The sequence below is a fragment of the Staphylococcus ureilyticus genome (assembly GCF_025558845.1).
Lineage (GTDB): Bacteria > Bacillota > Bacilli > Staphylococcales > Staphylococcaceae > Staphylococcus > Staphylococcus ureilyticus.
This window is the reverse complement of sequence record NZ_CP094825.1, coordinates 815,160-836,873: the sequence shown is the minus strand read 5'-3', so window position 1 is coordinate 836,873 and position 21,714 is coordinate 815,160. Positions and strand designations below refer to the sequence as shown.

Genomic DNA, 21,714 nt, shown 5'->3' with positions numbered 1-21,714 from the left:
CCCAGCATTTTTTAGTTTAATCTTCTTGCTCTTTTTCAATTTCTATTAATAAATCTCCTGTTTCAATCGCATCACCATTTTGTACTGTCACTTTTCTTACGACACCATCAAATGGTGCTTGAATAGTTGTTTCCATCTTCATAGCTTCAGTAATCAATAATGCTTGCCCACTCGTCACAGATTCACCTTCTGTAATTTTAACTTCTGTAACTGATCCTGGCATTTGTGCACCAATATGATTTGGATTCAGTTTATCCGCTTTGGGTTTAACGCTGGCATTGGCTTTCACATTTTCATCTTGTATAAAGATACGTCTAGCCTGACCATTCATATCATAAAATATCGTACGTACGCCTTTTTCATCAGGTTCTGTAATCGTTTTAAGTGTAATAATTAATCGTTTACCTGTATCAATCTCAATTTCTACAGTTTCATTTGCTCTCATGCCAAAGAAAAATGTTGGTGTATCTAGAAGTGATACATTGCCATATTGTTCTTGTGTCGAAATAAATTGTTCATAGACTTTAGGATATAACACATAACTGATTACATCTTGCTCAGTGACTTCTTTTTGTTGTTTTTCCTCTAATTCTTGTCTCACTGTTTCAAAATCGACTGGCTCTAAGTATTCTCCTGGGCGTTCAGTTAATGGTGTTTGACCTTTCAATATCACTTTTTGAAGCTCTTTATTGAATCCATTTACCGGCTGACCAATTTCTCCTTTAAAGAATGATACGACAGATTCAGGGAAATCTAATTTATATCCATCTTTTATTATCGTTTGTTCATCTAAATCATTTTGAACCATGTATAAAGCCATATCACCAACAACTTTTGATGAAGGTGTTACTTTAACAATATCACCGAATAAGAAATTAACGCGTTTATACATATCTTTCACTTCATTAAATCTATTGCCTAAGCCTAAACTTTTCGCTTGTTGACGTAAATTCGAATATTGTCCACCTGGCATTTCATGTTGATAAATTTCTGTGTTAGGTGACTTAATATCACTTTCGAAATCGCTATAGTATTGACGTACAGTACCCCAATAATGTGATAATTCTTCCATACCATCAATATCTGCACGCATGCTTCTACCGAAACCATTCAGTGCATAATACAACGAATTACCACTAGGTTGACTGGTTAAACCACTCATAGATGCAACTGCTGTGTCAATGACATCTACACCTGCATCTATAGCTTCTTTATAAGTTAATAGCCCATTTCCGCTTGTATCATGTGTGTGTAAATGAATTGGTAAATTGACCGCTGCTTTTAATTCACCGATTAATTCATACGCAGCTTTTGGTTTTAATAAACCGGCCATATCTTTAATTGCTAAAATGTGGAATCCTTCTGATTCAAGTGTTTTCGCCATATTTATATAGTAATCTAATGTGTAAATATCAGAACGATTACTATTTAAGAAATCACCTGTATAGCAAATAGCGCCCTCTGAAATCTTACCTGCTTCTTGAACGGCTTCATTTGCCACTTTCATTTGATCTATCCAATTTAATGAATCAAATATGCGGAAGACATCTATACCTGCATCAGCACTTTCTTTCACAAATTTTTTAATGACATTATCTGGATAGTTTTTATAGCCAACAGCGTTAGATGCACGTAAAAGCATTTGGAATAAAACGTTTGGAATAGCTTTTCTTAATCTTTCAAGTCTTTCCCACGGATTTTCTTTTAAGAAGTTGTAAGCAACATCAAATGTTGCGCCGCCCCACATTTCTAATGAAAAACTATCTTTCATTACTTCTGCTGTTTTAGAAGCAATATTCATCATATCTTTAGTTCGTACGCGTGTGGCCAACAATGACTGATGTGCGTCTCTGAACGTTGTATCTGTAATTAATACATCTTCTTGTTGTTTTAACCATTCCGCAACTGCTTGTGGCCCTTTATGATCTAATAACTGCTTTGTACCTTCAAATTTTTCGACAACCTTTTTTGGAACCTGAGGAATAGGCGACGTTTCATAAATCGGTTTCGGCCTTTTTTCTACGTTAGGAAAACCATTGATAGATACATTACCTATATATTCTAATGTCTTTGTTCCTCTATCTAAAGTAGGTTCAATATCAAATAACTCAGGTGTACTTTCGATAAACTTAGTCGTATAGTCTCCGGTCTTGAATTGAGTATTTCTCATTACATTAATTAAAAATGGCACATTAGTTTTCACGCCACGAATACGCATTTCTTGTAATGAACGGTCCATTTTTTCATTTGCTTGTTTAAACGTCATACCATGTGTAGATAATTTTACAAGTAATGAATCATAATATGGTGAAATCTCGGCACCTTGGAAACCATCACCAGCGTCAAGTCTGACACCAAAGCCACCACTTGAGCGATAAGCAATAATTCTACCAGTATCTGGCATAAAGTCATTTGTCGGATCTTCCGTTGTAATACGACATTGAATCGCATAGCCTAATGTTTGAATATCTTTTTGTTGTGGCATGCCTATTTCATCATCAAATAGTTTTTCACCATCTGCTACAAGAATTTGAGTTTTAACAATATCTACACCTGTTACCATCTCAGAAATTGTATGCTCAACTTGTACACGAGGGTTAACTTCTATGAAATAGAAATCGTCTCCAGATACTAAAAATTCAACTGTACCAGCATTTACATATTCAATATTTTCCATTAATTGAATCGCAGCATCACATATACGCTCTCTTAAATCATCAGTAAGTGCAACAGATGGCGCAACTTCAACAACTTTCTGATGACGTCTTTGGACAGAACAATCACGTTCATATAAATGAACGATGTTTCCATGTTCATCACCAATGACTTGTACTTCAATGTGTTTTGGATTATCTATATATTTTTCAATATAAACCTCACTATTACCAAAAGATTTCTCTGCTTCAGATTTTGCTCTGTGAAATGCTTCTTCCAATTCATCTTCTGAACGCACAATACGCATACCCTTACCGCCGCCACCGCTTGTAGCTTTAATCATCAATGGGTAGCCGGCTTCATTTGCAAAAGCAATTGCATCGGATTGATTATCAATTGGTCCATCTGTACCTGGAATAACTCTTAAATCAGCATTTATAGCTGTCGTTCTTGCCTTAACTTTATCCCCAAACATGTCTAGATGTTCGACACGTGGGCCGATAAACTTTATCCCCTCTTCTTGACAGCGTTTAGCAAAAGTTTCATTTTCACTTAAAAATCCATAACCAGGATGAATTGCGTCCACTCCTGCACGTTTCGCAACATCTAAAATGCGCTCTATATCCAAATATGATTCTGCTGGTCCTAAATCTTTCCCAACTAAATATGACTCATCAGCTTTATATCTATGTAAAGATCCTTTATCTTCGTTTGAATAAATCGCAACTGTTTTAATATTCAATTCTGTTGCAGCCCTAAAAATCCTTATTGCTATCTCTCCACGATTGGCTACCATAAGTTTATTAATTTGTTTCAAATCATGGTCCCCCTTAAATTTTGAATTTTCTAAAAAGTTGAATATAAAATTGATTATAGCAAAATACGAACTATGTATACAGTAAAATAGTTTTCACATTATTTAAAATTACAATAAAACCATTACTTTTATTTTAAAGATAAGACTAACTATTTTATTGTAATTAATACTGAAAAAATGGATACCTATCGTATTTAAGAGAGATTATATCACAAAAACAACATAATATAAAGTTATCATTATTAATAACTTAAACTTATCAACAGAGTTACACTTATTAACTTTTTCAAAAGTAGCTTGTACAGATAAAAAAATAAGCAAACGTTTCCAACATTTGCATGTTGAATCGTTTGCTTATTTTGCGCGAATTAATTATTTTTTGGCACGCTAAAATTTTTAGTATGTTTACGTTGCTGTCTTCTTTTCGATTCATCTACTTTAATTTGTTTAGCTGTAATTAACAATAGTCCCATTGCAATACTTAAGCTAATCATTGATGACCCACCAAAGCTAATAAATGGTAACGGGACACCAGTTAAAGGTATCGTGCCTGAAATACCACCTAAATTGACAAATGTTTGACTACCTATATAACTCGCAACACCTACACAAACTAATTTATAAAAGTATGAGCTTGTTTTACTCGCAAGTTCAAATGCACGATATACAATAAAGAATAATAGGCAAATGACAATTAGCCCTCCAACAAGTCCAAGTTCCTCACAAATAATAGAGAAAATAAAGTCAGTATGTGGTTCCGGCAAATAACCTAATTTCATAATACTATTTCCTAAACCACGGCCCAACAATCCTCCATTACCAATTGCAATTAATGAATTAGAGATGTGGTAACCTGTGCCACCTTCATTACTAAATGGATCTGTAAGGGTACTGAATCTAGCCGTTAAATAATCTGGTACGAGCCCTATGAGTAAAAATAAGCCACCAATAAGTACAACACCTGTAAGAACAATTAAACCATATTTTAGCGATTTTTGAACGCCAATACCTGCATAAAATAAGATTGAGAAAAAAATTATTAAAATTAATAATGTTTGCCCTACATCGCGCTGTAAAAACACAAGACCAATACAAATAGCAGATAAAATGATTGGTGAAGTCATTAATTTAGGATTTTTAAAAACTTTTGGTCTTTTCTTTTCAATCATATATGGAATATATAATATCAAAGCAATTTTCAACAGTTCTGAAGCTTGTAAATTCATAAAGCCTAAATTAATCCAACTTTTCGAACCATTAATATTACTTCCTACTAAAAGCGTTGCCATTAATAATAAGATAATCCCAAGCATCATCCATTTTTGAAACTTAATTGTTTCCAAAAACTTCACATTCATCACAAAAGCCATAATAAAAACAAGAATGATACTCATAATTACGTACATTAATTGCCTAGTGTAAAAATATGTTCCTGTCACAGGTACACCGCCTGTTAAAGAACCTTTAGTGGCTGCAACCATACTTGCACTATATACCATGACTAAGCCAATGAGACATAACAACAAATATGTAATTACTAACGGATAATCAATATATTTAGCATTCTTGCTAATATATTGAAAAAAACTCTTTATGTTATTCATTCGACATATCATCCAATTCTATTTTATATATTCTTTACATATTAATCATTTTTAATAAAAAGTTTCAGAAACGTTACGTTATTCTAAAAACCGAAATTGTTTTTTAAATTAATTGTACCTTTAACAGTATATCAAAAATTGTATTCATTTTTCGAACAAATATAATTTGTTGTTCAATCATTAATATACTAATACATCCTTTGTTATCAAACAAAAAAAGTGGCTACGATACGATCAATATAATATTGACATCTTAGCCACTTCAAATATCTTATGTAGTTTTTTAACTACTTAATTTCACTTTATATCATTTTATTTAGTAAAAATAAATTTATACTTTTAAAATTACTGAATCCAATTAAACGTTTGTAAATGCCTCATGCAATTTAGACAATTCTTTTTCTAAACGAAGCATTAAATCTTTGCCCGCTTCTCTATCTACCAAGCCTAGTTCAACAGCAAAATCAACTTCTTTTTGTAAACCAAACATTTGCGTATCAAGAACTTCTTCATACAATGGGCATTGAGGTAATGTAAGATTATCCATTTGAACTTTGATCAATTGAAGAATCCTGTCTGCATCTTTATTTAATTGGTCATATGCCGCACTGTTTAATTTTTGGCCCTTTACCATGACATACTCCCCCTATCAATTGTAACTTTATATGTAAAAGTTTATCTTACTGATACAGAAAAAGCAAGCGAATTCAGTAATATACTAAGGCTAGTTATTTATGATAATATTAGAAATAGTGATATATTTAGTTTAGTTACATATATAATTAATGAAACGAACTACACAAATCATTGTGCTATGAGCGTTCAAGCAATTAGACATTTTTATTTATATGAAGCAACTCATATGATATAAACTATTTAATTACGTCTAAATTCACAAAAATGTCAATTATTGTAACGGCTGAACTTTTTGTCGATTCGTTTTATTTAAAATTTTTATAATACATTAGGAGTGGGATTATGATTCAAATTAAGGGTGAAGTTAAATTTTCAATTACTTTAGATAGTACAACTTGGATATTTGATGATAGAAAAGTTAAATTAGAAGATTTAGAGAGTGGTGTTTTTGACGGCACTAAACCAATCAATTTCGATGACAATCGGGAATGGAATCGTGCAATTTTAGAAGGGCAAACAAATCCTCCAACACTTAATTCAGAAATTAAATATAGAAAAAGAGCAGTTTTAGAAAATTCATTTGTAATTAATATGTCACCATTTTTCAAAAATGCTGAGCCTTATGATCATGCGAAAGCAATACGTTTATTTAATGATAAAGACTCAATAGAAGTGCCAATAGATTTACTACCATATCTTTTCTTCCAATTCGCTCGTGATGGTAAAAGACTTTATGAAGATAACTTCGTAGATAGTTTTGTCTACATTCCAGAACAAGGTTATTCATATGAGTTCAAGTATGTTACTCACATCGAGGTGATTTAAATGATAAAAGTGCAATGTATTATCTGTGATACCGAAGTATTCATTGATCAAAATACATTAGAAGCTAAAAGATTAAGAAATGATCCAATGCACACATTTATGTGCGACGAATGTAAAAGTCGTCTGGATACACCAAAACAACGTAATCAAGCAACAACTTTCGACCATCGATAATCTATTTGTACAGACTTACACATGTTTTAAATCAAAAAGCAAAATATAGCTTCATCATATTAGCAATCATTAATAGCTTTGACCATCGTCATCGACTGTTAATATTTTATAAGTCAACTGGAACCTTAATCTTAAAATACGCCCTGTGGAAGTTTCTATCAATTTGAAACTTTTATAGGGTTTGTTTTATATCACCATTGCTTATCAATTAACTTTCTTGATGTGAAACAACACTGATCCTGTATACTCAAGCAACTCATGATATACTTTGAAGTTTTATCAGTAACTACTATTCTAGATTTCACGATTACTTATCAAAGATATTCGCTACAAAATCAAAATATTTATCTATCATGAATAAATACAATTAAATAATTTAATTTGATGTCATGTGTATAAAAGTTATAAGTTAATATAACACCTCTGCTTTACTAAAACGCCTAATTAATTAAAAATCGAACTAATTATATTACCAAATACAGATCATTTTTACTACTTAACAAGTGAATATCATAAAAAAAGCAACATCAATCTCTATATTATTCCAATAGAAATTGACATTGCCAGGTTAATCAAAAGTATTTATTGCTCCAATACTATGATGATTTACTAATTACTCTTCTTCTTGCATTAATTGTTTGATTCGTTTTGCTTCTTTTTCACGCGCTGCTTTTTCTAAAATTGTTTTTCTAATGCGAATCGTTTCAGGCGTTACCTCTACTAATTCATCATCATTGATAAATTGTAATGCTTCTTCTAAAGTTAATTTTCTTGGGCGTTTCATTGTAACTGTTTGATCTTTTGTAGCTGAACGTACGTTAGTTTGGTGTTTTTCTTTCGTAATATTTACTGTTAAGTCATTTTCACGATTGTGTTCACCGACAATCATACCTTCATATACTTCAGTACCTGGTTCCATAAAGTTCGTACCGCGATCTTCTAATCCCATAATTGCATATGAACTTGCTTGACCTTTGTCCATAGACACAAGCGCACCATTTCTTCTACCGCCTATACGGCCTTTAACACGAGGTTTGAATTCTTCAAAAGTATGGTTAATGATGCCGTAGCCACGTGTCTGTGACATAAACTCAGTAGTATAACCGATTAAACCACGTGCTGGAACCATAAATATAAGACGAGTTAAACCATTATCAGTAGTCACCATATCTAGCATTTCACCTTTACGTTGACCTAATGATTCTATGACAGCACCTGTATATTCTTGTGGTACTTCACATTGTACACGTTCGAATGGTTCACATTTAACGCCATCAATTTCTCTTAAGATAACTTGTGGTTTTGAAACTTGTAATTCATAACCTTCACGTCTCATATTTTCAATTAAAATAGATAAATGTAGTTCACCACGTCCTGCAACTATCCATTTATCTGGAGATTCTGTTTGCGTTACTTTTAATGATACATCTGTTTCTAATTGTTCATCTAAACGCTCTTGAATTTGACGAGACGTTACGAAGTCACCTTCACGTCCAGCAAACGGTGAGTTATTAACTCTAAATGTCATTTCCAATGTAGGTTCATCTATTCTAAGAACCGGTAAAGGCTCTTGATGATCATTAGGTGTTACAGTTTCACCTACGTTAATGTCTTCCATACCTGAAACAGCAATTAAATCGCCTGCATAAGCTTCTTCAATTTCTTCACGTTTTAATCCGAAATAACCGAAAATTTTAGTTACTCTGAAATTCTTTACAGAGCCATCTAATTTTAATAAAGATACACTATCACCAACACGCATCGTTCCTCTAAATACACGTCCTACACCAATACGTCCAACATAATCGTTATAATCCAACAATGCTATTTGGAATTGTAACGGTTCTTCTCTATTATCAATTGGCGCTGGCACATAATCAATAATTGTTTCGTAAAGTGATTGCATGTTTTCATCTTGTTTTTCAGAATCTAAACTTGCAGTACCATTAACAGCTGATGCATAAACAACAGGGAAATCCAATTGTTCATCATTAGCTTCTAATTCAATAAATAAATCTAAAACTTCGTCTACTACACCTTCAGGTCTAGCTTCAGGTTTATCAATTTTATTTACTACTACTACAGGTTTTAAATTTTGTTCAAGTGCTTTTTTTAATACGAAACGTGTTTGTGGCATTGTACCTTCATAAGCGTCTACAACTAAGATTACACCATCAACCATTTTCATAATACGTTCAACTTCGCCACCGAAATCGGCGTGTCCAGGTGTATCTAAAATGTTGATTCTGTTATCTTTATAATTAATCGCCGTATTTTTAGCAAGAATTGTTATGCCTCGTTCTCTTTCTATGTCGTTAGAATCCATTGCTCTCTCATCAACATGCTCATTTTCACGGAAAATTCCTGATTGTTTTAATAATTCATCTACTAATGTTGTTTTACCATGGTCAACGTGAGCGATGATTGCGATATTACGAACATCTTCTCTTATTTTAGTCATTTTATATAATTTCCTTTCTCGAGTAAATTCCCACTTTTCTTTGCAACTTTTTTATTATATCATATAATTGGTTAAAGAAAACTATAAAGGTGTGGTTGGGATGCAACAAAAAAAATCTAAATCAATATTCTGGGTACTCGCTATCATAGCTGTTATATTTTTGCTTTTGTTTAGCTTTAGTATCGCTGCTACAAATGTTCCAATGATGATTTTAACATTTATACTATTCATTGCAACATTTGGGTGCGGTTTCACTTTAAAAAAGAAATATCGTGAGAATAATTGGTTATAATTATAAAATAAATGAGGACAGAAAATCATTAAAAAATGTATTTTCTGTCCTTTTTTATATGTTAATTTTATTTAAAAATGCTTTAAAGTTTGTATTTAACACGCTACTAATTAAACCATCATTGACTTTCTGTATCACATCACTTACTTTAAAAGTTAAAATTTGATTAGTTATATGATTCAAAACAATCATCTTAATGTTTTAATCGTTTTTGTAATGCTTCTATCATTTCATTATTTTTTTGAAAATGAAATTCTAATAGTTCTGCATGTAATTGAGGATTTGCCATTACTATGGAACTCGGTTCATATATAGACAAAGCATTTCCCATTAAATCTGTGCCTATGCCACCTACTTCTTGCAAAATGATTAAACCACCAGCAAAATCCCAAGGTTGTAATCTAGGTGTAATGTAGCCTCCTAATTTACCCGTAGCTACATGAATAATTTCTAAGGCAGCCGAGCCATAAGCCCTCGCACTTCTAGCTTCATCCACAATTGGTTTGAACACTTCACCTAAATTTGGCTTTGTAAGCCAATTTGGATTAATACCAATTATACTTGTTTTTAAAGGACTTGATTGAATAGTAGATAACGAATTCCCATTTTCAAATGCACCATCTCCAACTTTTGCATGGTAAAGTTTATCATTTATGACATCGTATACAAATCCTGCATATGGTTTGCCATCATTAAATATGCCTATAGAAATTGCAAAATTTTCTTTTTGATGTACAAAATTCAACGTCCCATCGATTGGGTCAACAACCCATACAATACCTGATTCATCTTTAAGGTCATGTCCATGTCCCTCTTCACCAATTACTAAATGTTCTGGATAAGTCTGCTTAATATTGTCAAAAATATACTTTTCAGTCGCTTTATCAACATTCGTCACTAAATCATTGGGATTTGACTTAGTTTCTATTTCTATACCTTGTTTCATGATTTTTTTTACATTGATGCCCGCTTCTAAAATAAGGCCTTTTGCAAACTCATAAACAGTCATTGTATCCCTCTCCTTTTTCACGACTCACTTTTCATTAATATTTAATAAGATAAAGTTCTATATATTTAAAATAGTCAATTGTATGTAATATCATATTAGTTAATAATACTATGTTTTTACCCTGATTCATAGGTTTATACACGTTTCTGTGCAATGTAATATCGTTCAAAGAAAAATGCAATGGCAATGTTTATAGCGTAATATTGTGCTAAAATAAAAATAATAATTACATACTAGGAGGTTAAAATGGCTAAATATACATTTAAAGCAAATGATTTTAAAGCATTTACTGTTGATGGTTTAGATAACAGAGTGGAAGCTTTGAATAAACATGTTCGACCACAATTACATGAATTAGGAGAATATTTTTCCCAATATTTAGAGGCAACAACAGGAGAAGTATTTTATCCTCACGTAGCTAAACATGCAAGACGAAGTGTAAATCCGCCTAAGGATACATGGGTTGCATTTGCAACTAACAATCGCGGTTATAAAATGTTGCCTCATTTTCAAGTAGGTCTTTTTGAAAACCAATTATTTGTCATGTATGGTGTTATGCACGAAGCAAAAGATAAAGCGCAGCGTGTGAAGGTTTTTGAAGAACAATTTCAAACCCTTAAAAATTTACCATCCGATTATAGTTTAAGCTTGGACCACATGTCTCAAGAAAAAACTTACATCGCAAACATGTCAGACGATGATATACAAAGTGCAATTGATCGTGTTAAAAAAGTGAAAAAAGGTGAATTATTTGTTGCACGCACACTTGCCCCAAATGCGAATGAATTAAAAACAGATAAAGCTTTCTTAAACTTTTTAGAAGAGACTTTCGCACAGTTATTAAAATTTTATAAATAATGTTTAACTCCGATTCTATAAAGCAACCAAGGTATAAATAGCTTAGATCTTATAAAAAGAGTGGGACAGAAATTTATTATTATTAAAAAAATTCGTCGTCCCACTCCAGTCATGTTGATTAGAATTAAAAAAAGAATAATATGAAAGAGTTTAGGTCATCGTTGAGTCGACCTAGACTCTTTTTTTATGTTAATAAATGTACTTTAACGTATTTCGTTAACTAACTTTAAATTAACGGACAGAAGCAAAAAAATATATTTATTTAATTTCTATGTCTGTATCCTTATTAAATCCAAAAATTATACTCATAACTAAACTGCTAACATAGACAATACTTTGTTAGCAGTTAGCGTATATTTTCAATTTGACTATAAATCTTTTAATGGTACGAATCGTTCACATAATTTAATAAATATATGGATCTTCATCTTTTTTCTTTTTTAATTCTTGCTCTGGATTCATGTCATTTTTTTGTCGTGGATCATTATTCTTGCCATTTTCACTATTGTCATTTGACTTCATTTGATATTGTGATTGAATTTTGTCTTTTTTTACTAACAGCATAATACCAGCAATTATCCAAAGTATTAATGCGATAAAATTACCAGTAAAAATACTAATTAAAGCCGCTGCAATTAAAAGACACCCAGCTAAAATTCTGTTTCCTTTAATTGTAAAAACACCACAGAATCCTAGAATCGTCGCGAATAATAAAAATCCACCTTGCATTAATATCGACGCTTTAAGTGCATCTGCTGATATAGACATACCTTGCTGTTCATATATTTGATTTAATGCTTCCTTGGATTCGGGAAAATTCAATAAAATTAACCCCAAAATCATGAGTATTAAAAATAATAAACTAAGACCGTTTGCAATCCAAGCAAGGATTTTTTCTGCTTTCCGATTCATCATTTTTTCCTCCTATTCTTTCATTATCACTATCATAGCAAATTTAACAATATTACAAAATTACAAAGTATTATTTTCTATATTTCAAAATATTAATTTACTAATAAAAAATTAAAAGCAGTAAAATTTTAACCTAACAATTTTTCTTTGTTAGGTTGACCTAATAATTTTTTTGGATTAATCTATAAAAAGTTAGTTAGAAGTATAGGAGGTATCACTATTGACTAATAATATAAAAATGCATAATAAAAGTTTAGAAGAAATCAACAATACGGTTTCTATTAATACCAATGGTAAATTTAGTCAAAAGTTATTATCTTATTTAGGTCCAGGATTATTAGTAGCAGTTGGTTACATGGATCCAGGTAACTGGATTACTTCAATGCAAGGTGGTGCACAATTTGGATACATTTTGCTATTCGTCATTTTACTCTCTAGCTTATCAGCAATGTTACTACAAAGTATGACGGTAAGATTAGGAATAGCTACAGGTATGGATTTAGCACAAGCTACAAAATATTACTTAAATAAACCATTATCTTTTGTGTTTTGGATTATTGCTGAATTAGCAATTATTGCAACCGATATTGCAGAAGTAATCGGAAGTGCGATAGCATTAGATTTATTGTTTGGCATTCCATTACTTGTTGGTGCGCTTATCACCGTATTAGATGTATTTTTATTACTCTTTATTATGCGATTTGGTTTCCGAAAGATAGAAGCAATCGTAGGTACGTTAATTTTCACTGTACTTGTGATCTTTATATTTGAAGTGTTTATCGCTTCACCACATGTCAATGAGGTTTTAAGTGGTTTTGTACCAAGCAAAGAAATCATAACGAATAATAGCGCGTTGTTTATTGCACTTGGGATTATTGGTGCTACAATTATGCCACACAACTTATACCTACACTCTTCTATTGTGCAGTCAAGAATGTATGATAGAAATAGTCTAAAATCAAAAGCACATGCAATCAAATATGCTACAATGGATTCTAATATTCAACTTTCGATTGCATTTATTATTAATTGCTTATTACTTGTTTTAGGTGCAGCCTTATTTTATGGTGTTAATACTGATCAATTAGGTGGTTTCTACGATCTATATCATGCTTTACAAAACCAGCCTATATTAGGAGCTTCTATGGGGGCAATTATGAGTACCTTATTTGCAATTGCTTTATTAGCATCAGGCCAAAATTCTACAATTACTGGAACGATGGCTGGACAAATTGTAATGGAAGGTTTTTTACACCTCAAAATTCCAAATTGGTTACGTAGACTGGTTACACGTCTACTTGCAATTTTACCAATTATATTCTGTATCATTATTTTTAAAAGTGATGAAGCTAAAATTGAACAATTACTAGTATTTTCACAAGTATTTTTAAGTTTAGCTTTACCATTCTCATTAATACCTTTACAATTGGCGACAAACAATCGTTATTTAATGGGACAATTTAAAAACAGAACTTGGGTTAATACGATATCGTGGTTATTAATCATTATTTTAAGCTTATTAAATGTATATTTAATATTAGAAACATTTAAAGAACTTATGTAAACATATTACTTAAATATATACAGACTAATAAAACAGCAATTTCTTTATTGAAGTTGCTGTTTTGTTTATTTTTAAATCTAATACCTTTGTTTAATGACGATTTCTGTATGTTTTCATTATTATAGTGATTTTGTGAACGGTCAAAATTGTCAAATATTCATATAAAAAAAGCAAATCCATTTTGGATTTGCTCTTTTTTGTGCATAGCATAATAAAATACATGCTTTATTTTTCTTTATCTGTATCTGCTGCTTCGCTTTGCATATTCTTACTTGATTGGTTTTGTTCTTCATCACTCTCTGATGACTCTGCAGATTGACTTGTGATTTTCTTTCGTTCTTCAAAATTCATTCTTCGTTGATTAACTGCACTGGGTTGTTGTTTACGTCTTTCTTTTTCACGCTGTTTACGTGCTTTCTTTTCTTGCTTGATCCGAGCTTTTTCTTCTGCTTTTTCTTGTTTCAATCTGGCAGCTTCCTCAGCCTTTTCTTGCTTGATTCGCTGTTGTTCTTCATATGCTTCTCGTTGAAGTTGTTGTTCTTTTTCAAATGCTTCTTGTCTACGTCTAGCTTCTTCTTCAGAGGCTTGGCTATCAAAGTTTTGATCTGCTTGGTCGTTTTGAAGATTTTCATCATTATCATTTGACTGCTGTTTTGATTTATAATTGTATTTGGCTTGTCGAGATAGTACTTGAGGTTCTTCCTCTTTTGAATTGATATCCGAATTTACTTTATTAGCAACTTCGGAACTATACCCACCTCTTCTTAATTGTTGTTCTTGATTTGATGGTTGTTCTATGTCAGAAGTATCTTGTTGTGCTTTGTATTGTGGGTTTGGTTCTGGTCTTGGTTCTGTCCTTGGTTCTGTCCTTGGTTCAGGGTTTGATTCTGCTTTTCTTTCTTGTCCATAGTCATTATAACCACCTTGATAACCACCAGAATAATATGCTGGTATCATTTCTACTTTATCTTTGCGTGCAAACATCATAATTGCCACTATTAAAAATAGAATCGGTATAATGAGTGGTACAAATAACAGAACTAAAGGTAAAGTTACGATTGTAGCTATTAAAAATAAAAAACCAGATAATATTCTAATATTCATTGATATTAAAGCTAAAAATGATATTAATAAACAAACAATAAAATATACGATAACTGCCCATATACCATTTTGTAACCAAATAACGAATTGAATCGTATTTAATCCATTATTCGCCAGTATTTGCTGAATAAAATCATTACCATTTAACGACGTTTCTAAATTTTGAATAGAACTTTCACTACTAAAAGAAACTAGTGCAATAAACATTGTGATGATTGTTAATAATAGTAAGAATATCCAGCTCAACCAACCCAATACCTTTTCTGCTAGTCGACTCACTGGACGCCTAACTTGAGTATATTGTTCTCCTGACATTTCTATACAACTCCTTATACTACTTATCAAACTATTATATCGAATAAACGATAAAATAACTACTATACTACGCTTTAATTTAACGACATTTTAAAATTTAAAAAGCGTTCATTATATTCACTTAATGTATCCTTACCTAAATCTTTATAGACTTCTAATCTTGCTTGTGTACGTTTTGAAGGATAAAATCGTTCATCGTCTTTGATATTTTTTGGTAATTGTGCTCTTGCAGTCTTATTAGGTGTTGCATAAGCTACCCATTCCGTATTTTGTTTACTATTCTGTGCATCTAACATAAAGTTGATAAACTTGTGTGCACCTGCTTTATTTTGAGCAGTCTTGGGAATAACCATGTTATCAAACCACAAGTTTGACCCTTCTTTGGGTACCACGTAATCAAAGTCGCTATTATTTTGCACAATTGGCGCTGCTATACCGCTCCACACAACCGCGATATTTGCTTCATGTTGTTCAAGCATCATAGTTATTTCATCACCAACGACACCTTTAATATTAGGACTTATTTGTTTCAAATCATGTTCAACTTCTGCTAAGTGTTGTGTTTTTTTATCATTTAAACTGTAGCCTAATTTGTTTAAACCTAAACCTATAACTTCTCTTGCACCATCCACTAATAAAATATCATTTTCATATTTTGGGTTATATAAACTTTCCCACGAATTAAAGTTATCTTTTGGATACACATTTTTATTATATAAAATACCAACTGTACCAAAAAAGTATGGTACTGAATAACGATTATCTCTATCAAATGACATGTTCATATAATCTTTATCTAAATTTTTTATATTTGGTATTTTCTCATGATTTAAAGGCAATAACAAACCTTCTTTTTTCATTTTTTCTATCGTATATTCACTTGGAAAAGCAACATCATAATTTGTTCCACCATTGCGTATTTTGGCTTCCATAGCCTCATTAGAATCAAACGTCTCGTACACAACTTCAATACCAGTTTCCTTTTGGAATTTTTTTACTAAACTTGGATCAATATATTCTCCCCAATTATACACATATATTTTTTCACCTGAAGCAGAGTGCTCTTTTTCAGTGAGTTTTTGACTTATCCATAGACATAGTAATCCAACAAAAATTGAGAGCAAGATTAATTGTAAAAATCGTTTCATTGTTGAGTCACCTGCTTCAATGCTTTATTTCGTTTGATAATTTTTTGTATCAAATAATATCCAAGAATACCTATGATTATTGTTATAAAAAGTATAGTCGATATTGCATTAATTTCCATACTTATACCTTTTCTAGCCATAGCATAAACTTCTACTGATAATACACTAAATCCGTTTCCCGTAACGAAAAAACTAACTGTAAAATCATCTAATGAATAAGTTAATGCCATAAAAAAACCGCCAAGAATTGCTGGGAATAAATGTGGTAACATCACTTTGTTTAACACTTGTAACTCAGTGGCACCTAAATCTCTAGCAGCATCTAACGTATGTGCATTCATTTCATATAATTTAGGCAACACAATTATCACTACAATTGGAATGCAAAATGCAATATGTGAAATGAGCACAGTGATAAAACCAAGACCTAACCCTGTAAAATGACCGATTGCCGTAAACATAATCAAAAATGATGCACCAATAATAACATCGGAAGAAACCATTAGCACATTATTTAAAGTTAGTAATGAAATTTTTAATTTCTTATTCCTTAAATGATATAAAGCAATGGCTCCCATTGTTCCGATGACCGTTGCAATTGCAGCAGCTAATAATGCCACTGTAATCGTATTAAAAATAACCGATAACAATCTGTCATTGTTAAATAAAGATAGATAGTGCGCTAATGTAAAATGCTCAAAATGAATCATATTACCTGCTGAATTAAATGAATAAAACATTAAAAACAGTATAGGGATGTACAATACTGCAATTAATATACCGATATATAGTTTGCCATACCATTTCATATGATTCACCCTTTTCCATTTGTAGATTTATTATTTGTGATGATTAAGACAAATGCCATAAAGAGAATGAGAAATAATGCAATTGTAGAACCCATTCCATAATTTTGAATTACAAGAAATTGTTCCTCTATCGCCGTTCCAATATTAATCACTTTATTTCCAGCAATTAACCTTGTAATCATAAACAAAGAAAGTGCAGGAATAAATGTAACTTGCACTCCAGTTAATACGCCTCGTTTAGTTAAAGGCATGATTACTTTTTTAAAAGTGGCTAAACGACTAGCACCTAAATCACTTGAAGCTTGTAATAAATTATTTGGTATGTCTTTCATATTATTAAAAATTGGTAAAATCATAAATGGAATATAAATATAACTTGCTACAATTATAAACGCTGGTCCTGTAAATAACAGTTCCGTTCTAGGTAAGTGTAAACTATATAATATTCGGTTGATAATACCATCATGACTGAACAATCCGATAAATGCATAGGTCTTCAGAAGTAAATTAATCCAAGTAGGTATAATTAATATCAATAACCATACATTCTGATGTTTTGATATACGAATAAAATACGCCGCTGGATAACTAATAAGTAATGTAGTCAGCGTAATAAGTACAGCGTACAATACAGAGTCCCATAACATCAAAAAATATTTGGTTGTCATCATTTGTTTATAATTTTCTAAACTAAAATCACCATGGATATCAATCATAGAAAAATAAATTAACAAAATAACTGGCACAACAATAAATAAAATCATCCACAAAATGTATGGTATAAATAAAAATCTATTTATTTTACGCATTATCATTTACCTCATAACTATTAATGCGTTTATCAAATTCTGCTTCAGTTTCACCCGGTACCATAATATGAATCGCTTCTGGTTCAAAATATAAACCTACTTTACTGCCTACTTCAGTTTTCTTTGTTGAATGCACCATCCACTCATAACCTTTTCTATCTACACAATTGATTTCGTAGTGCACACCTCTAAATAACATGGATTCAACAGTCACTTCAAATAACCCATCCCCAGGAGATACTAATGTAATGTCTTCTGGTCTGATAACGACTTCAACTTGTTGTTGACTAGAAATTCCCATATCAACACACTTAAATGATTGATCGTAAATATTAACGACATAATCTTTGACCATCGTACCTTGCAAAATATTAGATTCTCCAATAAAATCAGCAACAAATCGATTTACTGGTTCATCATAAATATCTATTGGCGTACCAAATTGTTGTATTTTTCCATCTTTCATTACAAATATATAGTCACTTAGTGCCAATGCTTCTTCTTGATCATGTGTTACAAATATAAATGTAATACCTAATCTAGATTGAATTTCTCTTAATTCATATTGCATTTCAGTTCTTAGTTTTAAATCTAGTGCTGATAATGATTCATCTAGAAGTAAAATCTCAGGTTCATTTACAATAGCACGCGCAATCGCAATTCTTTGCTTTTGTCCGCCACTCATGCCTTCTATCATTCTGTTTTCAAAGCCAGTTAATTTCACTAATTTTAAAGCTTCTTGTACCTTAGTTTTAATGACTTCCTTGTTTAATTTTTTTATTTTTAATCCAAATGCGATGTTATCAAATACAGTCAAATGCGGAAAGAGTGCATAATCTTGAAAAACTGTATTTACTTTTCTCTTATTAGCAGGAACTTGATTAATTGATTTTCCTTGATAAATGATTTGGCCATGATCAACTTGTTCAAAGCCTGCAATCAATTTGAGAATTGTAGTTTTGCCACAACCAGATGGACCTAATAGTGTATAAAAATGTCCAGATTCAATATTTAAATCTATGTTATCTAATATTTGAGTTCCATCGTAAGCTTTGCTTACCGATTCAAATGTCAATAAAGGGTTCATGTATTGTCCTCCTATAAATATGATGCTGTTGCAACAACCATCACTTTCACATCTTGTGACGTAAGGTTCTTTAACCTATGTATTTGGTTTGCTTTAAAATATAACGCGTCCCCTTCTTCAGCGTGATAATAATCACTCCCTAATAAAAGCGAAACCTCACCTTGTAAACAATATATGAATGTGTCGGAATCTGAAGGATCAAAACTTTTATAAGATGCATTAGGTCTTAAAGTAAGTATTAAAGGTTCCATTTCGAAATTATTTGATTGTGTAATTGGCCAATTCAATAAATATCCTCTATCAGATTCATCATAGTGAATTTGCTCATTTTTCTTATATAACACCTTAGTATTCGCTGAATCATTAAAAAATTCACGAGGGGTCGTACCTAACACTTCTAAAATATTAAAAAAAGTTTCCATACTTGGTGAAGCGTGTTCACTTTCTATTTGCGAGACATATCCTTTAGATAAATCTGTACGTTCTGCTAACTCACTTTGAGTAAGTTGTTTAATATTTCTTAGATTTTTTAATTTTTTCCCTATCTTCATTTTGTCACCTTATTTTATAACTTATACTTTTGCACATTTAAAGCTTAATTGTTAATCACAACGTTAGCATGCTCTACACAAAAAACCATATTTTGTTTACTTTTATCAAACATTATGTTTAGTGCTTAATAAAAGTATCAAAATATGGCTAATATGACAATAGTAAAATTTATTCTGAGCTAAAATATTTTTGGTTAGAAGCCTCTTTGACTGATTTTACAGCTTTGTAGCTATTATAGCCACTTTGCTTCTCAAATTCTTTAAATATTTGCTTTTCTTGAGCTTTACCTGGAACTACTTTTTTAAATTGACTGTAGCGTTCTAACAAAAGCTTGCCCTCAACTTTTGATTCGTAGTATTGCTCAATGGCATTAAAAAAAGCTACCACTTGCATCATTTCTTCATTTGTCCATTCAAGATCAATAGGATATGAATATTCCATATCATTACACTCCCTTTTGTTAACAAGTAGTTATCAAAATTTTAAAAAAGTAAAAAAAGAGCGGGACAGAAACCAATATATTAAATTGATTTCTTATTCCCGCCCTTTATATTTGTTATATCCTTTAAATGTTTGAACATTGACTTGAAAGTGCGAGAACAGTGTTCCTGTTCATACTTCCTAATCACTTAAGTTAAAACGTCTAAAGCATAACAATTTGTGCTTATAAATTATTACATTGTATGAATTGGTAAACCTAAAGCTTTTTCAGCAGCTTCCATAGACATTTCACCTAAAGTTGGGTGAGCATGTACAGTTAATGCTAAATCTTCAGCATTCATACCAGATTCAATTGCTAAACCTAATTCAGAGATAATATCAGAAGCACCAGTACCAACTACTTGCGCACCAACAAGTGTATTATCTTCTTTAAGTGTTAACAATTTAACAAATCCAGTTGTGTCATCTAATGATAAGGCACGACCGTTAGCTGCATAAGGGAATTTAGAAGCTGTAACTTCTAATCCTTCTTCTTTTGCTTGGGCTTCAGTGTAACCTACTTGTGCTAATTCTGGTTCAGTGAAACATACAGCAGGCATACCAATGTAATCCACTTCTGATGCTTCTCCAGAAATAACCTCAGCAGCTACTTTCGCTTCATAGCTCGCTTTATGAGCTAATGGTAGCCCAGGAACGATATCACCAATTGCGAAAATGTTGTCGATAGAAGTACGGCTTTGTTTGTCTACTTCTAATAATCCACGATCTGCGAATTTAAGACCTAATTCTTCTAAGCCTAATTCATCAGTGTTTGGACGACGACCTACAGTAACTAATACATAATCAGCATCAATCGTTTGTTCTTCACCTTTAACTTCGTAAGTTACTTTAACACCATTGTCTGTTTCTTCAGCAGATTTAGCCATTGCTTCAGTAACAATTTCAACGCCTTTTTCTTTCATACCTTTTTTAACAGGTTGTGTCATTTGTTTTTCGAAGCCACCTAAGATATCTTTAGCACCTTCTAAAATAGTAACTTCTGAACCAAAGTTAGCAAAAGCAGTACCTAGTTCTGAACCGATATAACCGCCACCAACTACTACTAATTTACCAGGAACTTCTTGTAAATTTAAAGCACCAGTTGAATCAATAACGCGATTGCCAAATTCGAAATTAGGAATTTCAATTGGTCTAGAACCAGTTGCAATAATTGCATGTTTAAAGTTATAAGTTTGAGCGCTCTTCTCATCCATAACACGTAAACTGTTGTTATCTACGAAATAAGCTTCACCTTTAACAATCTCTACTTTATTACCTTTTAATAATCCTTCAACGCCACCTGTTAATTTCTTAACTACTGACTGTTTGAATTCTTGAACTTTGTCAAATTTAAGTGAAACACTTTCAGCAATAACACCTAAATTTTCAGAGTTTTTAGTTTCATCATAACGGTGAGATGCGTGTAATAATGCTTTTGATGGAATACATCCAACGTTAAGACATACACCGCCTAATTCGCCTTTTTCAACGATTGTTACTTTTTGACCTAATTGTGCTGCACGAATTGCTGCAACATATCCTCCAGGTCCTGCTCCGATTACAATAGTATCTGTTTCAATTGGGAAATCTCCAACTACCATGT

General features: G+C 31.8%; 19 protein-coding genes. 5 read left to right on the top strand and 14 right to left on the bottom strand.

Going from position 1 to position 21,714, the window contains the following annotated elements; all coding sequences use genetic code 11:
- Positions 1 to 16 precede the first annotated feature (16 nt).
- The 3 genes from MUA21_RS04090 to MUA21_RS04080 all read right to left on the bottom strand — a co-directional run bounded on the left by MUA21_RS04090 (position 17) and on the right by MUA21_RS04080 (position 5,710).
- Complete coding sequence (locus tag MUA21_RS04090; RefSeq protein WP_262561922.1) at positions 17 to 3,472, bottom strand: pyruvate carboxylase; 3,456 nt, start codon at positions 3,470 to 3,472, stop codon at positions 17 to 19.
- Positions 3,473 to 3,840: 368 nt separating this feature from the next.
- The gene (gene ftsW / locus MUA21_RS04085) at positions 3,841 to 5,076 is read right to left on the bottom strand and encodes a cell division peptidoglycan polymerase FtsW (protein WP_046207857.1); all 1,236 of its coding nucleotides are present in this window, start codon (positions 5,074 to 5,076) and stop codon (positions 3,841 to 3,843) included.
- A 358-nt stretch (positions 5,077 to 5,434) separates the two neighbouring features.
- Positions 5,435 to 5,710, bottom strand: coding sequence for an Fpa/YlaN family protein (locus tag MUA21_RS04080; protein ID WP_019469266.1), 276 nt, complete (start codon positions 5,708 to 5,710; stop codon positions 5,435 to 5,437).
- 344 nt (positions 5,711 to 6,054) lie between these two features.
- On the opposite strand from MUA21_RS04080, the gene MUA21_RS04075 reads away from it, so the two are divergent.
- Together MUA21_RS04075 and MUA21_RS04070 are read left to right on the top strand one after the other, a co-directional pair.
- Complete coding sequence (locus tag MUA21_RS04075) at positions 6,055 to 6,537, top strand: hypothetical protein (protein ID WP_262561921.1); 483 nt, start codon at positions 6,055 to 6,057, stop codon at positions 6,535 to 6,537.
- Positions 6,538 to 6,711, top strand: a complete 174-nt coding sequence (locus tag MUA21_RS04070; RefSeq protein ID WP_073342466.1) for a DUF2197 domain-containing protein — start codon at positions 6,538 to 6,540, stop codon at positions 6,709 to 6,711.
- 613 nt (positions 6,712 to 7,324) lie between these two features.
- Here MUA21_RS04070 and typA read toward each other — a convergent pair.
- Positions 7,325 to 9,172, bottom strand: a complete 1,848-nt coding sequence (typA, locus tag MUA21_RS04065; protein ID WP_046207859.1) for a translational GTPase TypA — start codon at positions 9,170 to 9,172, stop codon at positions 7,325 to 7,327.
- Between the two features lie 100 nt (positions 9,173 to 9,272).
- Between typA and MUA21_RS04060 the strand changes: the two genes are divergently transcribed.
- Entirely contained in the window at positions 9,273 to 9,464 is a 192-nt protein-coding gene (locus tag MUA21_RS04060) for a DUF5325 family protein (RefSeq protein ID WP_046207860.1), read from the top strand.
- Positions 9,465 to 9,657: 193 nt separating this feature from the next.
- Here the strand turns inward: MUA21_RS04060 and MUA21_RS04055 are convergent, their stop codons facing one another.
- The gene (locus MUA21_RS04055; protein WP_262561920.1) at positions 9,658 to 10,473 is read right to left on the bottom strand and encodes an inositol monophosphatase family protein; all 816 of its coding nucleotides are present in this window, start codon (positions 10,471 to 10,473) and stop codon (positions 9,658 to 9,660) included.
- Between the two features lie 246 nt (positions 10,474 to 10,719).
- On the opposite strand from MUA21_RS04055, the gene MUA21_RS04050 reads away from it, so the two are divergent.
- Positions 10,720 to 11,331 carry a YktB family protein gene (locus MUA21_RS04050; protein WP_262561919.1) on the top strand — a complete coding sequence of 204 codons (612 nt, stop codon included), beginning with the start codon at positions 10,720 to 10,722 and terminating at the stop codon, positions 11,329 to 11,331.
- A 405-nt stretch (positions 11,332 to 11,736) separates the two neighbouring features.
- Here MUA21_RS04050 and MUA21_RS04045 read toward each other — a convergent pair whose 3' ends face one another.
- The gene (locus MUA21_RS04045; RefSeq protein WP_107525654.1) at positions 11,737 to 12,243 is read right to left on the bottom strand and encodes a DUF4064 domain-containing protein; all 507 of its coding nucleotides are present in this window, start codon (positions 12,241 to 12,243) and stop codon (positions 11,737 to 11,739) included.
- 238 nt (positions 12,244 to 12,481) lie between these two features.
- Between MUA21_RS04045 and MUA21_RS04040 the strand changes: the two genes are divergently transcribed.
- On the top strand, positions 12,482 to 13,807 hold the full coding sequence (locus tag MUA21_RS04040) for an Nramp family divalent metal transporter (RefSeq protein WP_064209130.1): 1,326 nt from the start codon (positions 12,482 to 12,484) through the stop codon (positions 13,805 to 13,807).
- A 225-nt stretch (positions 13,808 to 14,032) separates the two neighbouring features.
- On the opposite strand, the gene auxB is transcribed toward MUA21_RS04040, so the two are convergent.
- The 8 genes from auxB to lpdA all read right to left on the bottom strand — a co-directional run bounded on the left by auxB (position 14,033) and on the right by lpdA (position 21,712).
- Entirely contained in the window at positions 14,033 to 15,226 is a 1,194-nt protein-coding gene (gene auxB / locus MUA21_RS04035; RefSeq protein ID WP_107525655.1) for a lipoteichoic acid stability factor AuxB, read from the bottom strand.
- Positions 15,227 to 15,300: 74 nt separating this feature from the next.
- Positions 15,301 to 16,374: an ABC transporter substrate-binding protein gene (locus tag MUA21_RS04030; RefSeq protein ID WP_064209099.1), complete on the bottom strand. Its 1,074-nt coding sequence runs from the start codon at positions 16,372 to 16,374 to the stop codon at positions 15,301 to 15,303.
- Positions 16,371 to 17,183, bottom strand: a complete 813-nt coding sequence (locus MUA21_RS04025) for an ABC transporter permease (protein WP_262561918.1) — start codon at positions 17,181 to 17,183, stop codon at positions 16,371 to 16,373. The genes MUA21_RS04030 and MUA21_RS04025 overlap by 4 nt, the downstream gene beginning before the upstream one ends.
- A 5-nt stretch (positions 17,184 to 17,188) precedes the next feature.
- Positions 17,189 to 17,992, bottom strand: coding sequence for an ABC transporter permease (locus tag MUA21_RS04020; RefSeq protein WP_262561917.1), 804 nt, complete (start codon positions 17,990 to 17,992; stop codon positions 17,189 to 17,191).
- The gene (locus tag MUA21_RS04015) at positions 17,985 to 19,079 is read right to left on the bottom strand and encodes an ABC transporter ATP-binding protein (protein WP_107525657.1); all 1,095 of its coding nucleotides are present in this window, start codon (positions 19,077 to 19,079) and stop codon (positions 17,985 to 17,987) included. Before MUA21_RS04015 ends, MUA21_RS04020 begins: the two co-directional genes overlap by 8 nt.
- Before the next feature lie 11 nt (positions 19,080 to 19,090).
- Positions 19,091 to 19,630, bottom strand: coding sequence for a helix-turn-helix domain-containing protein (locus MUA21_RS04010; RefSeq protein WP_064209102.1), 540 nt, complete (start codon positions 19,628 to 19,630; stop codon positions 19,091 to 19,093).
- A 169-nt stretch (positions 19,631 to 19,799) separates the two neighbouring features.
- Positions 19,800 to 20,072, bottom strand: a complete 273-nt coding sequence (locus tag MUA21_RS04005; RefSeq protein WP_046207870.1) for a UPF0223 family protein — start codon at positions 20,070 to 20,072, stop codon at positions 19,800 to 19,802.
- 233 nt (positions 20,073 to 20,305) lie between these two features.
- Positions 20,306 to 21,712: a dihydrolipoyl dehydrogenase gene (gene lpdA / locus MUA21_RS04000; RefSeq protein WP_046207871.1), complete on the bottom strand. Its 1,407-nt coding sequence runs from the start codon at positions 21,710 to 21,712 to the stop codon at positions 20,306 to 20,308.
- Positions 21,713 to 21,714: the final 2 nt, after the last annotated feature.

Bases quoted from the DNA above. Each gene is read 5' to 3' on its own strand.
- ftsW (WP_046207857.1), bottom strand. From the start codon at position 5,076: ATGAATAACATAAAGAGTTTTTTTCAATATATTAGCAAGAATGCTAAA.
- MUA21_RS04080 (WP_019469266.1), bottom strand. From the start codon at position 5,710: ATGGTAAAGGGCCAAAAATTAAACAGTGCGGCATATGACCAATTAAAT.
- MUA21_RS04075 (WP_262561921.1), top strand. From the start codon at position 6,055: ATGATTCAAATTAAGGGTGAAGTTAAATTTTCAATTACTTTAGATAGT.
- MUA21_RS04070 (WP_073342466.1), top strand. From the start codon at position 6,538: ATGATAAAAGTGCAATGTATTATCTGTGATACCGAAGTATTCATTGAT.
- typA (WP_046207859.1), bottom strand. From the start codon at position 9,172: ATGACTAAAATAAGAGAAGATGTTCGTAATATCGCAATCATCGCTCAC.
- MUA21_RS04060 (WP_046207860.1), top strand. From the start codon at position 9,273: ATGCAACAAAAAAAATCTAAATCAATATTCTGGGTACTCGCTATCATA.
- MUA21_RS04055 (WP_262561920.1), bottom strand. From the start codon at position 10,473: ATGACTGTTTATGAGTTTGCAAAAGGCCTTATTTTAGAAGCGGGCATC.
- MUA21_RS04050 (WP_262561919.1), top strand. From the start codon at position 10,720: ATGGCTAAATATACATTTAAAGCAAATGATTTTAAAGCATTTACTGTT.
- MUA21_RS04045 (WP_107525654.1), bottom strand. From the start codon at position 12,243: ATGAATCGGAAAGCAGAAAAAATCCTTGCTTGGATTGCAAACGGTCTT.
- MUA21_RS04040 (WP_064209130.1), top strand. From the start codon at position 12,482: ATGCATAATAAAAGTTTAGAAGAAATCAACAATACGGTTTCTATTAAT.
- auxB (WP_107525655.1), bottom strand. From the start codon at position 15,226: ATGTCAGGAGAACAATATACTCAAGTTAGGCGTCCAGTGAGTCGACTA.
- MUA21_RS04030 (WP_064209099.1), bottom strand. From the start codon at position 16,374: ATGAAACGATTTTTACAATTAATCTTGCTCTCAATTTTTGTTGGATTA.
- MUA21_RS04025 (WP_262561918.1), bottom strand. From the start codon at position 17,183: ATGAAATGGTATGGCAAACTATATATCGGTATATTAATTGCAGTATTG.
- MUA21_RS04020 (WP_262561917.1), bottom strand. From the start codon at position 17,992: ATGCGTAAAATAAATAGATTTTTATTTATACCATACATTTTGTGGATG.
- MUA21_RS04015 (WP_107525657.1), bottom strand. From the start codon at position 19,079: ATGAACCCTTTATTGACATTTGAATCGGTAAGCAAAGCTTACGATGGA.
- MUA21_RS04010 (WP_064209102.1), bottom strand. From the start codon at position 19,630: ATGAAGATAGGGAAAAAATTAAAAAATCTAAGAAATATTAAACAACTT.
- MUA21_RS04005 (WP_046207870.1), bottom strand. From the start codon at position 20,072: ATGGAATATTCATATCCTATTGATCTTGAATGGACAAATGAAGAAATG.
- lpdA (WP_046207871.1), bottom strand. From the start codon at position 21,712: ATGGTAGTTGGAGATTTCCCAATTGAAACAGATACTATTGTAATCGGA.